The 13,222-nt window shown below is 62.4% G+C and carries 11 protein-coding genes; 4 read left to right on the top strand and 7 right to left on the bottom strand.

Annotated features, from left to right (window positions below; translation table 11 throughout):
* Window positions 1-168: 168 nt before the first annotated feature.
* The 4 genes from FQ746_RS29305 to FQ746_RS29290 form a co-directional block, all read right to left on the bottom strand.
* Window positions 169-1,401, bottom strand: a complete 1,233-nt coding sequence (locus FQ746_RS29305) for a sensor histidine kinase (protein WP_144113284.1) — start codon at window positions 1,399-1,401, stop codon at window positions 169-171.
* Window positions 1,402-1,603: 202 nt separating this feature from the next.
* Window positions 1,604-2,029 carry a DUF3830 family protein gene (locus FQ746_RS29300; protein WP_144113283.1) on the bottom strand — a complete coding sequence of 142 codons (426 nt, stop codon included), beginning with the start codon at window positions 2,027-2,029 and terminating at the stop codon, window positions 1,604-1,606.
* A gap of 55 nt (window positions 2,030-2,084) precedes the next feature.
* Window positions 2,085-2,846, bottom strand: coding sequence for an ABC transporter permease (locus tag FQ746_RS29295; protein ID WP_144113282.1), 762 nt, complete (start codon window positions 2,844-2,846; stop codon window positions 2,085-2,087).
* Window positions 2,843-3,769, bottom strand: coding sequence for an ABC transporter ATP-binding protein (locus tag FQ746_RS29290; RefSeq protein WP_144113281.1), 927 nt, complete (start codon window positions 3,767-3,769; stop codon window positions 2,843-2,845). Before FQ746_RS29290 ends, FQ746_RS29295 begins: the two co-directional genes overlap by 4 nt.
* 358 nt (window positions 3,770-4,127) lie before the next feature.
* On the opposite strand from FQ746_RS29290, the gene FQ746_RS34940 reads away from it, so the two are divergent.
* A complete protein-coding gene (locus FQ746_RS34940) occupies window positions 4,128-4,529 on the top strand; it encodes a hypothetical protein (RefSeq protein ID WP_186310870.1) in 402 nt (133 codons plus the stop codon).
* A 99-nt stretch (window positions 4,530-4,628) separates the two neighbouring features.
* Here FQ746_RS34940 and FQ746_RS29275 read toward each other — a convergent pair whose 3' ends face one another.
* Together FQ746_RS29275 and FQ746_RS29270 are read right to left on the bottom strand one after the other, a co-directional pair.
* Window positions 4,629-6,200, bottom strand: coding sequence for a tannase/feruloyl esterase family alpha/beta hydrolase (locus FQ746_RS29275; protein ID WP_144113279.1), 1,572 nt, complete (start codon window positions 6,198-6,200; stop codon window positions 4,629-4,631).
* Window positions 6,201-6,448: 248 nt separating this feature from the next.
* Window positions 6,449-7,555: an OpgC domain-containing protein gene (locus tag FQ746_RS29270; RefSeq protein ID WP_144113278.1), complete on the bottom strand. Its 1,107-nt coding sequence runs from the start codon at window positions 7,553-7,555 to the stop codon at window positions 6,449-6,451.
* Between the two features lie 408 nt (window positions 7,556-7,963).
* On the opposite strand from FQ746_RS29270, the gene FQ746_RS29265 reads away from it, so the two are divergent.
* From FQ746_RS29265 to FQ746_RS34935, 3 genes are all read left to right on the top strand, one after another.
* Complete coding sequence (locus FQ746_RS29265; RefSeq protein ID WP_144113277.1) at window positions 7,964-9,178, top strand: acyltransferase family protein; 1,215 nt, start codon at window positions 7,964-7,966, stop codon at window positions 9,176-9,178.
* 128 nt (window positions 9,179-9,306) lie between these two features.
* Window positions 9,307-10,119 (top strand): TSUP family transporter, encoded by an 813-nt coding sequence (locus tag FQ746_RS29260; RefSeq protein WP_144113276.1) that lies wholly within the window; start codon window positions 9,307-9,309, stop codon window positions 10,117-10,119.
* Between the two features lie 72 nt (window positions 10,120-10,191).
* On the top strand, window positions 10,192-10,365 hold the full coding sequence (locus tag FQ746_RS34935) for a hypothetical protein (protein ID WP_186310869.1): 174 nt from the start codon (window positions 10,192-10,194) through the stop codon (window positions 10,363-10,365).
* 54 nt (window positions 10,366-10,419) lie between these two features.
* Here the strand turns inward: FQ746_RS34935 and FQ746_RS29255 are convergent, their stop codons facing one another.
* Window positions 10,420-12,321: an AAA family ATPase gene (locus tag FQ746_RS29255; RefSeq protein WP_144113275.1), complete on the bottom strand. Its 1,902-nt coding sequence runs from the start codon at window positions 12,319-12,321 to the stop codon at window positions 10,420-10,422.
* Window positions 12,322-13,222 lie beyond the last annotated feature (901 nt).

Here is a 13,222-nt window from a genome sequence, read left to right as displayed (position 1 = left end):
ATCAGCCAATCCGGCAGACGGGATTTAAGACGAAAAATGCCAAACTTCTTAAAGCAATGCTGGTACGTATAAGTCAATTCTCGCTTTTCTCTTAGGCGATCTTAATTAGACACGATTATTCTTAAATAATGCGAGTGACTCGACGCGGCAGTCACGCAGGCAAATCAATCAGATCGGCAATCTCGTGCCCGGCGCCTGAAGCCGCAGCGGAAATGTGATCTCGAAAACGGTACCGGCGCCTTCCTGAGAATCGAAACGGATGTCGCCCTCCAGCACCCGGCACAACTCCTTGACGATCGCGAGGCCCAGACCCGCGCCGGGAATATCCGCGTCGGCGGCGCGCTCGAATTCCTTGAAGACCCGCTCGCGGTCCGAAGCGTTGATGCCCACTCCCGTATCCGATACACGCAGGCGCCAGAAGTCCTCGTCCACGGCGCTCATGCTCAGTTCGACCTGACCGGCGCGGGTGTACTTGGCGGCATTGGTCAGCAGGTTCAGCGCGATCTGCTTGAGCTTCAGGCGATTGGAGAGCACCTCGCCCAGGGTGTCGTCGAAACGGGTGACGAGGCGCAGCCCTTTGCTCTCGATCGCGGCGCGGCACGCCATGGTCAGTTCGTCGAAAAGCGCTTTGAGCGTGAAGTCTTCGAGCGCGAGCGGATTGTCGTCGCCAAGCACCACCGCGTATTCGACGAGTTCGTCGACCAGCGTTTTCATATCCGCCGCCTGGCGGTTGGCGAGCGCAAGCGCCGCTTCGGTCTTCGCCGGCGAACGGTCGATCAGTTGCAGCGCCATCGAGAACACATTGAGAAAGTTGCGCAGATCGTGCACCACGCTGCGGGTAATCTGCATGCGCGACTCGTGCAGTTCGCTCACCTGACGCTGCTTGAGCAGCAATTCCTGATTAGCGCGCTCGAGCCGGCCGGTGTAGTCGTCGATGGTGCGGTCGCGCTCGGTGACCACTTCGCGTATCGACGTCAACGTGACGAAGCTGACGGCTTCGTCGATAAAATAGCGGGCCCGCTCTTCATGACGGCGCGTGAACGACGGTCGCGGTTCACTGAACTCGACAATCGCGCCCGTGAGCATCTGCCGGAACAGATCGAGCTCGCGCACCAGTTCGTCGATGCTGTAGCCCTGCTGCCAGCGCAGCGCGCCGTGCAAACGGGCATCGCGTTCGATGTCCGGTTCGACCTGGTCGAGATCCTGGTGCTCGAGCACGCTGCAGATCTCGTCGAGAATCTTGGGGATGTGGTCGGCCAGTTGCTCGTAGGTCAAGCGTCCGGACTCAGTGAGCTCGGCCGCGTGAAAGACCGACTTCATCCAGCGCTCGGTCAGATCGACTTGTTGCACACGCAACTGTGCGGCGAAGGCTGCGAGAGGAGCAAGGCGCGAGTCCGTCATGGAGGAGACCTGGGGCCGCACGGCGGCAGAAAGGGTTGGTCCGCCCGACCCAGCCGGATAGCGTAGCGGTACGCACGCTCGGGCTGGACGATCGTGGCCCGGGGATCACTCGCCGGCCGCGACCGTCAGTATGCGCGATTTATCCCTGCTTCATTAACCAGGGTTACGACGCCTTGTCATCCTCGATGCCCTACCTTGCCGCTCAGATCTTTTCGAACAGCACGTCCTGTGCGCCTTCCCACAGCACCTTCGTGCCCAGTTCGCGCAGCTTGTCACGGCCTTCGACGACGGTCAGAAAATGATTGCCCGCAAGCTGTCCCATCTTGCTGGCGAAGCAGCACGAGCCGTACGCAAGAATGATTTCGGTTTCGCTATAACCGCCGGGATAGAACAAAATGTCGCCTACCGAAGGATGGCTCGTATGGTTTTCGAAACCGACCGCGACGCCGTCGTTCTCCAGCTTGAAGTCGCCGAGCGGCACCCAGCAGCCTTCGCCGCTCCAGCGCACGTGAATGATCTTCTGCCGGTACGGCAACAGCTTGAGGAACGCCGCAACGGTCTGCGGCGCGTCGGGGTGAGTATCGGCGGTAAACACGTGGCCGCCGGCAGTGATTCGAAGTCGGGTCATCGCGAGATTTCCGTGTGACGGGTTGAAAGTGAAATCATTTGCACTAGTGCAGCGGTCAGCTTTTCAGACGATAGCCCGTCTTGAAGATCCACCCGACGATCAGCAGAAAGACGAACAGGAACAGCGCCGTCATGCCGAGGCTCACCATCACGTCGACATCGGCAAGGCCGTAAAAGCTCCAGCGAAATCCGCTGACCAGATACACGATCGGATTGAACAGCGTCACCACTTTCCAGAACGGCGACAGCATGCTCACCGAATAGAAGCTGCCGCCGAGAAACGTCAACGGCGTGATGATGAGTAGCGGCACGAGTTGCAGCTTCTCGAAGCTGTCCGCCCAGATCCCGATGATGAATCCGAGCAGGCTGAACGTGACCGCCGTGAGCAGCAGGAACAGGATCATCCAGAAAGGATGCTGAACCTGCAAGGGGACGAACAGGCCGGCAGTCGCCAGAATGATCAGGCCGAGCAGGATCGACTTGGTGGCCGCCGCGCCGACGTAGCTCACCACGATCTCCAGATACGACACCGGCGCGGAAAGCAGTTCGTAGATCGTGCCGGTAAAGCGAGGAAAGTAAATGCCGAACGACGCGTTCGAAATACTTTGCGACAGCAGCGACAACATGATCAGCCCCGGCACGATGAACGCACCGTAGCTGATCCCGTCCACTTCCTTGATACGCGAACCGATGGCCGCGCCGAACACGACGAAGTACAGCGACGTGGAAATGACCGGCGCGATGATGCTTTGCATCAGCGTGCGCCAGGTGCGCGCCATCTCGAACTTGTAGATCGCGCGAATTGCATGGATGTTCATGAATGACCCCGGAGCAGGCTGACGAAGATGTCCTCGAGAGAACTTTGCGTGGTGTGCAGGTCCTTGAAACGGATACCCGCATCGTCGAGCGCCTTGAGCAGCGCGATGATGTCGGTGCGGCCACCTTCGCCTTCGTACGTGTAGATCAGCTCGTTGCCGCCCTTCGCGACCGCGAGTCCGTAACCGGCCAGCGCCGCCGGAATCTCGGCGAGCGGATTGTCGAGTTGCAGCGTCAACTGTTTCTTGCCGAGCTTGCGCATCAACTCGGTCTTTTCTTCGACCAGCATGATCTCGCCCGCGTTGATCACGCCGATGCGGTCGGCCATCTCCTCGGCTTCGTCGATGTAGTGCGTGGTGAGAATGATCGTCACGCCGCTCGCGGCGAGTTCGCGCACCAGCTTCCACATGTCGCGACGCAATTCGACGTCGACGCCCGCGGTGGGTTCGTCGAGAAACAGCACGCGCGGTTCGTGCGCGAGCGCCTTGGCGATCAGCACGCGTCGCTTCATGCCGCCCGACAGTGTAATGATCTTGTTGTTGCGTTTCTCCCATAAGGACAGGTCGCGCAACACCTTCTCGACGTAAGCGGGATTCTTCGGTTTGCCGAACAGACCGCGGCTGAACGACACCGTCGCCCAGACCGTTTCGAACGAGTCGGTGGTCAGTTCCTGCGGGACGAGGCCGATCAGCGAGCGGGCGGCGCGATAGTCGGTCGCGATATCGCGGCCGTCCACCATCACGCTGCCGGCGCTACCGTTGACGATGCCGCAAATGATGCTGATGAGCGTGGTCTTGCCCGCGCCGTTCGGGCCGAGCAGTGCGAAGATTTCTCCCCGGTTGATAGCAAGATTGATGTTCTTGAGCGCGTGAAAACCGGTCGCATAGGTTTTCGACAGATTCGTGACCGAGACGATTGGCTGCATGGATTCGACGATGGCAGACACCGATATTTGAGTGATGGAAGCGGTGCGAAGGTGCGACCGCACCCGCAATGTAATGGAAAGCGGCAAAACTTGCAGCACGGCGTCGCCGCAGGTCGGGACGGCGCGATCGGTCCGGCTCGTTACGCTGCAGTGCAAGATAGTTCGGCTTCCATAGCGAACCCGCCGACCAAAGCCGAGTGTCGGGAACGCGTCATGCTCGGAAGAATTTACGCTGCGACGGACCTTGACAAGACGTTCACAGGTCCGCGCGAACGGTACGAGGCACACCGCTTGCGGCAGATCCATCATGCGGGCGACGAACGCTTGCGTGATATCGAACCACCTTATGGAGGCGAACATGAAACACCTTACCAAGACGATCTTTGCTTCGGCACTCGTGATGGCTCTTTCCGGCGGCGCCTATGCGCAAGCAGGCGGCGGTGCGGGCGGCGGCGGCGGCGCGGGTGGCGGTGCAGCAGGCGGCGGATCCGGCATCGGTGCGGGCGGCGGCACGACGGGCGGTGCGGGTGGCGTGGCAGCGCCCGGCGTGGGCGCCGGTTCGATGAGAACGCCGGGCACTTCCGGTAGCACGTCGGGCTATGGCTCGCCGGGCGTGACCGGCACCGGTGGCGGCATGGGAACGGGCACGGGCGCCACGCCCAATAGCCCGACGAACAGCGGCGCGATGAGCAACGGCACGCGTAGCGGCACGAACATGAATGGCGCCAAAACGGGCACGATGCAAAACAACGGGCAATAAGCGATACAGGATTGCTCGATGAACGAAGGGCCGTGGCGCTTTGCAGCGCCACGGCCCTTCTATTTGCTGGTTGGCTCGCTGGATCTGTCTTGCTGCCGGTCAAGGCTCCGCACACACGAAGCTGCTGACCAGATTCACATTGCCCTTGCCGATATAACGCGGGAACAGCGGATAGCGGCACAGCGGCCGCGACCGTCCATTGGTAGCCGCCGCGATATCGGTGGCCGTCAAGGTTTCGGGCGGCACGTTGCGCGTGACCCAGTTATCGAGCGCGCCCAGCAGGTCGACCGACGGAATGAACACGCCGCCGCCATGCTGGAAACCCGGCACCATGTACAAACGCATGAAAGCATTGACCTGGTCGCTACCGAAGCGGTCGATCAGCGACTCGTAGTACGCGATGGTCTGATTCGGGCTGATGACTTCGTCGGCGAGACCCTGCAACGTGATGAGTTTTCCACCGTGGGCGATGTAGCGGGCAAGATCGGGATTCATCGAGCCGATGGTCTGCGACAGCGCGACCAGTTGCGGGCGATAGGCGCCCGGATGCTCGACGTCGAACTTCATCGAGTCATAGCCGGCGTCGCGCTCGACGAAGTAACGGATGTAGCCGTCGCCTTGCGCAAACAGGTAACCGTTGGCAAAGAAGGTGGGCACCGGCAAACGCCCGGCTTGATGCGCGAGCCCGAGCATGCCGGTCATCTGCGTGCCCTGAAAGATGTTGTAGCCGCTATAGCCGCTCACACCCCACGCGAGGCGATACGGCAAGGACAGGCCGTTGCGCAGCAGCATCAGCGTCGCGAGTTGCGTGTCGGTCAGACAGTCCGCGTGCTGCGATTCGTGCCCCGTGCAACGCAACGATTCGACGATGTCCGCTTCATGCGTACGGCACGCGGCGACGTCGCTGACAATGCCGTCGACCGCGCCGTCGAGTCCATCGCATTCGGATAGCGTGCGCCGGTACACGTGGTCGAGCAGCAACGGCGGAATATAGCCGCCGGGCGTCGCATACTCGGCCTGGCCGAGCTTGACGCCGAGCAGACGCACGCCGGAAAAATTCAGCGCCGGCGAGTTGGCGATCACGCCGTCGTAGTCGTCGGGATAGCGCTGCATGACCGTGTAGCCTTCGCGGCCGCCGGTCGAGCCGCCGGCGAAATACATGCGCTGCGGCGGCCGGCCATACGCGCGGGCAATCAGCGCCAGGGCGGTGTCGTGAGTTTTCTTCAGATGGGCGAAGCCGAAGTTGGTCACCGCCTCGTCGAGCAGACCGAACACCGCGAGCGACGAATCGCCGACGTGACCGGAGTCGTCGCCGAAGGTCGCATAGCCTTGCGCGAGCGGCGCGCGGTCCGGCGAGAACGGCATCACGCCGGTGCCGCTCACGACCGACCCGTTATAGCCGCCACCGCCTATCTGCAGCGCGCGGCCGTTCCAGCGGCGCGGCAGATTCAGGTCGAAGCGGATGTCGGGCGTGCTCGCCTTGAGCGCCTTGATGCGGCCGGTGATGCGGCAATATTCGCCGCCCTGCTGATTACCGGGCGCGGTCGCGCCGATCATCGCCGCGCTTTCGATCAACACGCCCGCCGTGGGTAGCGCGATCAACTCGGGCGGTAACACGGCGCCGGCGAATTCGGCGCAGCGCATCGCGAGATGCGCTTCCGGTCTGGCCATGGGTTTGACTTCGGGTTTCGCGTCGGCTCTCGCATCCGGCTTCGCATTGCTGCCGTGCGCGGCGAATGCGGGCGGCGCGCACAGAGCGGCTAGCGCGCCGCCGGCGCCTATCGTTGCCGCGATCAGCCAGCGGGCCGCATGCGCTTCGAGAAACGAACGCGTCGATCGTAGTGAACGCTCATCTGCCCGCTGATGTGACCGCGCTTGTGACCGCGCTTGTGACCGCGCATGTGACCGCTTGAGCGCCGTCATCCACACTCCGCGCTATTCGCGGCGGCACGCGCCTGCTGCTCTTTCCACAGGTTCCAGCCGCGCGCGATCATCAACAGTGCGCCGATGGCGACGAGGTCGCCACCCAGTCCGACCAGCAGGCCGCGAAAACCGTTGAACATATGCGGCGTGGCCGTATCGACCACCAGCGACACGAGCGTGCCGGCAACGAAGCACACCAGCCCCGTGCGGCCCACGGTCACGACGGCCGGCAGCCGTTGCGCGAGCCACGCGATACTGCCCATGCGCACGAATTGCGCGGCCACCCAGGCGATGACGATGAAGTTGATCACGCGGTCGAGAGACAGGTTCTGTTTGAGGACGCCAGGCAACGGTTGGGTCAGCACGAAAAGTTTAACGATAGCGAAGGCGAGCACCGCGACCACCGCCACGCGCGTGAGCCAGCGCGCGGTGCGGGTCGTGTGAAAGCGTTCGCTGACAGGCTGCACCCGGCAGAGAATGCCAAAGACGAACATTAATTGCCAGGCAAACGGATTAAAAGCCCAGTCGGACATATCGTCAATACTGAATAGCGTGGCGAGCGGGCGGGACAATGCCCACATCAGCACGCTCAACCCGAGCGCGAGCAGCGACGAACGACGCGCGAGCGGCACGATGAACGGAACGCTCAACGCGAAGATCACGTACATGGGCAACACGCTCGACAGATACGGTTGCTGGCGCAGCACCGCGATATTCAGCGCCGAGCGCAGCGGCTGCAGCGCGAACGGCGTCCAGCCGGTCAACTCGACCATCGGCCGGTTCAGATGCAGGACCGCGAGGATCGCGCCGGATACCAGCGTCAGCACGGCGGTCAGCAGGTAAGCGCGGTAAATCTCCCAGCATCGTTTGAAAAAACGCATTTTCGCGGCGTTCTCTCCGCGGCCCGCCAGCACCGCGGTGTACGCGGCCGCCGATGCATAGCCGCCGAGAAACACGAACACTTCCGCCGAGTCGCACATCGCGTAAGCATGCAGCATCAGATGGGACAGCGTGCTGCCCGGGATGTGATCCAGCACGATGACGATCAGCACGACACCGCGAAAAAAATCCACTTCAATCGAACGTCCGCGGCGTGTTTCCATTCAGATTCTCGCTGGGAGGGCGCGTTTTCCGACGCACGAAGAGAGGCGGCCCGGCCATCGTCGGGCCATCGTAGGAACCTCGTAGGAGCCTCACGAGAATAAATCGTTCCCGCCCTCTCGTTGCGTGCGCATCGATTGCGCTGACAGGCCGCCTCTAATTACATCGAGAGCAGCGGCGATCTGAAAAGAGACTGTCGGCCAGTGGTAATCGGGTGGCGGATAGCGGCGAGGGCTTGCACGTCGAGTCGATGGAACAGCGCAAATCTGCGGCAAGTTTTGCAGCTTCGCGCGCTCCTTCGTCCGAGCCGATCGGTAATGATCACGGAAAAAATTCACATCCTGCGCAGGACGATTTTTTTCGCTTTTTTTCATCGTACGATGATTTGCATGCACTCGACCCACCCAAGGATGGCCGCTTCACAAGCAGCCTCTCCACGAATCGCAGGCTTCGACGGCTTGCGCGCGATTGCGGTCCTGATGGTGTTTCTTCAGCATCGCCTGTTCGGCGACGTCGGAGAAATCGGCCATCTGGGCGTATGGATTTTTTTCGCGCTGAGCGGCTTTCTGATCATCGGCATTCTGTCGGCGCAACGCGCGCGTATCGAGGCCGGCAAGAGTCGTTTCGGCGCCGGGTTGAAGCGCTTCCTGTGGCGCCGGACGCTGCGCATATTCCCGATCTATTACCTGATGCTGATCGTGATGGCGGGACTGATGGCGTTCGGCATCGGCAGTCCGGAACTAGCCGGCGGCATGCCGTATCACTTCGCGTATCTGTCGAATATCTGGATCGGCTCGGTCATCCATTTCTGGCCCGGGCGGTACTCGCATTTGTGGAGTCTCGCGATCGAAGAGCAGTTTTATCTGGTGTTCGCGCCGCTCCTGCTGCTGCTCGCAACGACGCGGCATCGCGCGGTGTGTGTGGCGATCGTGGCCGTCGGGCTCGCTGCGCTGCTGGCGATGCGCGCGGCGCATTGGCAGGACATCACCGTCTACACGCATTCGTTGACCAATTTCTGGCTGCTCGGGTCAGGCGGTCTCTGCGGATTGCTGATCGCGCAACCCGCCAGCCGTCTACGCGCCGCGCTCGGCAGCGGCGCGACGTTGTTCGCGTTGTGCGTGTGTCTGGTCGCGTTCTGCATGACGGAGCCGGACTGGAGCGAACTCGCTAACCCGTTCGCGTATACCGTCGTGAACGCCGCGTATGGCGCGTGTATCGCGGCGCTGGTGGGGTCGATCGCCTGCTGCCGCAATGCCGTGGTCATTGGCGTGCTCGAGACCCGCTGGCTCGCGGGACTCGGGCGTATCAGCTACGGGTTTTATCTGTATCACAACCTGATTCCCGATCTGACGCGCAACCGGCATGCGCAGGCCTGGTTCGGCGGCACGGTTCCAGTCTGGGCGCACGCGGTCGGTATCGTGGCTTCGTTCGGGATTTCGCTGGCGCTGGCGCTGCTGTCCTGGCGGTTGATCGAAGCGCCGATCCTGCGGCTGAAAACGCGCGGGGAGTCTGCTGGAGCAGCCCCTGCCGCGTCTTCGCACGCTGCACCCACCGCACCCGCTACGTTCGCCGCCCGCCAGGCGCGCGGTCTCAACGACGAAAGCACCGCTTCGGACAGCGCCTGATTCCGCGGAAACCCGCCCGGCCGTTGCCCACGACGTGTCTTTCCGGCGCGGTATCATTCGGCCTCACTCAGGCGGCCACCGGTCGGCCAGACAACTAAAAACAAACCTAGCCGCGCGGACTTTCGCCCATGCTTCACTTCACTTTCGCCAACGGCGCGCTCGGCGCGGATCTGCAGGCGCTCGACACCGTGGCGCTCGTCGGCATCGTCGTCGCGCTGCTGGTCGGCGGCATGGTCAAAGGCGTCGTCAGCATCGGCGTGCCGCTCGTCGCAATGCCGATCCTGAGTCACTTCCTGCCGATCAAGGACGCCGTGCTGCTGCTGTCGATGCCGATCATTCTCGGCAATATTCCGCAGGCGCTGGAAGGTGGCGAGTTGCTGCCGACCGTGCGCCGCATCGCCCTGCCGCTGATCGGCACGGTGGTGGGCAATATCGTCGGCGTGAGCGTGCTGATCGCCCTTGTGCCGCATCGCGCGCAGGCCGCCGCCGGTGCTTTTCTGATGCTCGCGGCCTTGCTGCTGCTGGCCGCCCCGCGCCTCACGCTGACACCTCGCTGGGCCGGACCCGCCGGTCTGGTGCTGGGGTTCGGCGCGGCCTTGATGGAAAGTATCGCGTCGGTGCCGGGACCGTTGCTGGCCATGTACCTGATCGCCACGGGCGCCACCGGCAAAGCGTTCACCAAACGCATCGCGATCATTCTGGTGGTGTCGATCGTGACGCTGGTCGCCACCTTCAGCGGCGGCGCGCATGCCAGCTGGAGCGACCTCGTGATCTCGGCGTGCGCGAGCATCCCGGTCATTGCCGGCATGCTGCTGGTGCGGCCGCTGCGGGACCGCTTGCCGCCCGCCGCGTTCCGCGTGGTGGTGCTGGTGTTCGTGGTGGCGGCGGCCGCACAGATGATCTTGAAATCCGGCGTTCTGGCGGGCGGGCACGGCGCCTGACGGCAACCTGTGTGTGTTCGAGGAACACCGCTTGCTTCGAAGTGAGTCACCTTCACCCACCGGAGACGCTTCGTGACTCATCCGCAGAATTCCTCGCACGAACCCGAGCGCCGCGCCGAAGAAGACCCGGGCAGCCCGCCCACCGAGATTTCCAAGCCGATCGGGGACGCGATTCCCACACCCGTCGAGCCAGGCCTGGATCAGCCCTTGCCGCCCAAAGGCGAAGCGGAGCCCAGCAAACCTTAGTGAAGTGCAAACGTGAGAAGCGAGCGAGGCGTGCGCCGCCCCGCTCGGTCCGGATCAAGCCGCAGCGGGCTCGTGGACGATCTTGAGGGTGCTTTTGTGCTCGCGAATCAGTCGGTAAACCGTCTCGCCCGGCACGGTTTCCTGTTCGAGCAACTCGTCGGCGATGGCGCGCAGCACAGGCTCGTAAGCATGCAGCAAGCCGTAGCACAGCTCGTTCAGTTCCTTGAGCAGCACGTTGGCCTGCTCGATGGCGCCCTTCATCTGCAAACCCGCGTACTGCGACGGCAAAGCCGCGAGGCTGAACAGATCGCCGTCGCTATTGAAACCGAACTTCGACACCATATCGAGGCTGATACGCGACGCTTCCTGCAAATCGGACGCCGCACCGCTCGACGCTTCCGCGAACGACAGAATCTCCGCGTTGCGCCCGCCGAGCAGCACCTGAATCTCGTTGCGAATTTCGGTTTCGCGATACAGATGCTTGTCCTGCTGCTTCGTGATGAGCGCGACACCCAAAGCGCCGCCACGCGGCAGGATAGTCACTTCTTCCAGCGTGCCGGTGCCGAGCAGCGCGGCAACCAGACCATGCCCCGCTTCGTGCACCGCGATCCGGTTGCGCTCGTCTTCGCTCAGCGCGCGCTCGGCGCCGCTCACGTCACCGATACGGGCAATCTTGATCGCTTCCATGAAATGCTTCGCGGCGATTTGCGTATCGCCGGCCTTGCGCGCGACGAGTCCCGCCTGATTCACGACCATCGCGACCGTGGCCGGCGACAGACCGGTAGTCAGACGCGCCAGCTGATCGTAGTCGATATCCGCAGCCCTGGATTTCAATTTCTCCGCGTAAAAACGGAAAATGCGCGCGCGGTCTTCGCGATCCGGCAGACGCACCTGCACCGTGCGATCAAAGCGGCCGGGCCGGCGCAACGCTTCGTCCAGATTGTCCGGATGGTTGGTCGCCGCGACGATGATCACGCCTTCGTTCGACGCGAAACCGTCCATCTCGGCGAGCAGCTGGTTGATGATGCGGTTGCTTTCCGCTTCCACCGGGCCGCCGCCGGTATCGGTGCGCTTGGCAAGTCCGTCGGCTTCGTCGATGAAAATCACCGTCGGCGCATTCTTGCGCGCCAGCTCGAACAGATGCTTGACCTTCTGGATCCCGACGCCGTAGTACTTCGCGCTGAAATAACTGCCGGTGATCGAAATGAAACTCGCGCCGCATTCGCCGGCCAGCGCCTGCGCGAGCCGCGTCTTGCCGACGCCCGGGCCGCCTACCATCAGAATGCCGCACGGTGCGCGCACGCCCATCGCCGTGAACTGCTTCGGGTCGGACAAATAACCGCGAATATCGGCGAGTGCCGCTTTGGCTTCGCCGGCGCCGATCACGTCGTCGAAACGCAGTGTGGGCGCACGGCTCAGGAGACTCGCGCCGCCGCGCATTTCGCGCCGCATGAACCACACCATTCCGCCGATCAGCAACAGCGGCAGCAACACGCTGATGGCATCGCGCACCTGATCGAACACCTCGATCCAGCGCGCGCCGCCGCTGCGAATGTCCGCGTCGGGCAGCCAGACCAGTTGATACGGCGCCGCGGCCTGGTCGGCCTTGGGTTCGCCGAGCAGCAGCGCATGCGAGAACGTCGCGTTGTGGTCGGTGACGAAGTATTTCGAACCATCGCGGCGCGACACCAGAATCGCGCTGGGACTGACGCCGATCGCGGCGACGTCGGCGTCGCGAATATCGCGCAGCATTTGTGAAGCGTCTTTTTCGTCATGCGTCCAGGCGGTGGGATCGTGCCGCATCTGGCTCGCGAGACCCGTGAGCGCGGCGCCGTCCGACTTCGGGCGCTGGCCGGGCAAGTTGAATGCAAGTACGGTGGCAACGAGCACCGCACCGATGGCGCACGCGATCTGGCGTACGCGTTTTTTCCTAAGCGAGTTCTTTCCCGGCTTCATGAGTCACTTCCAAAAGCGGACCGCAGGCGCGGTCCCGGTACGTTTTGAGTCAGCTGGCAGAGGTTGGCGGGAGGAATCGTTCGAAGCGACGCCGTGCGGGCTCATCAAGATAGTGGGACGCCCAACCATGAGTCCCTGGAGCAGCTCGCATTACCGTGCAGTATGAAGCGCTGGCGCGCCTTGCAAATCACGGACAAAGCCCATTTCTACCGTCTATCCGCCCCTTCACGAGGTCGGATCATGGAGAGCAGGCGCCGGTGAACACGGTCGCACGGGCACTCCGCGGCACAGTTTATCAGCGTTAAAAATGCCGCGTACGGCGCGCATCTACTTTTAACCGCGCCCTAATTAAACCGGTCAAAATGACTGAAACCGCGCTCGCGGCCAGCGGACAACGCTTTGCCGGAAGGGACAGATGGCGTTTTGAGTTGGGGTTGCATCGGGAAGGTGGTGCAGATGGGAGAAGTGCGACGAGCCTCTGCGGGCTCGTTCGCATCATCGCCACTATTTCTCTCAGGTCCTCGGCATCTGATGTCGATGCTGTGCCGCATCGATCTGATCTCTCTCGACTAACCTCGCTTCTGACGTTCTGTTTTTCAACTCACGCATTGCTCGGCCGTTACCCTGAGCGAGCGTTGGGCTACCGCTAGCGCTTCCCCGGCGCGTGGCGTACCCGCTCATGGTTCCGACGTCCAGCTTCTGATGCCGGATCGCCGAGGCGCTAAATTAGCGCAGCTTTTTGCTTACGCTTTACCATCCGTCTCATTTTGAGACGATTGCATCGAAAAAATACCGCATGCGGGGGATCTAAAAGCAAAAATTGCCGAATCGACCGGCGGATGCGCTTCGCAAGCGCACTGCTACACTCCGGGCGCACGCCCTCAACGACTTTCGCTCCAGA

This window comes from Paraburkholderia sp. BCC1886 (assembly GCF_900996245.1).
Classification (GTDB): Bacteria; Pseudomonadota; Gammaproteobacteria; order Burkholderiales; family Burkholderiaceae; genus Paraburkholderia.
Note: the sequence above shows the minus strand (reverse complement) of the source record. Positions and strands in the feature narration are given on the sequence as shown.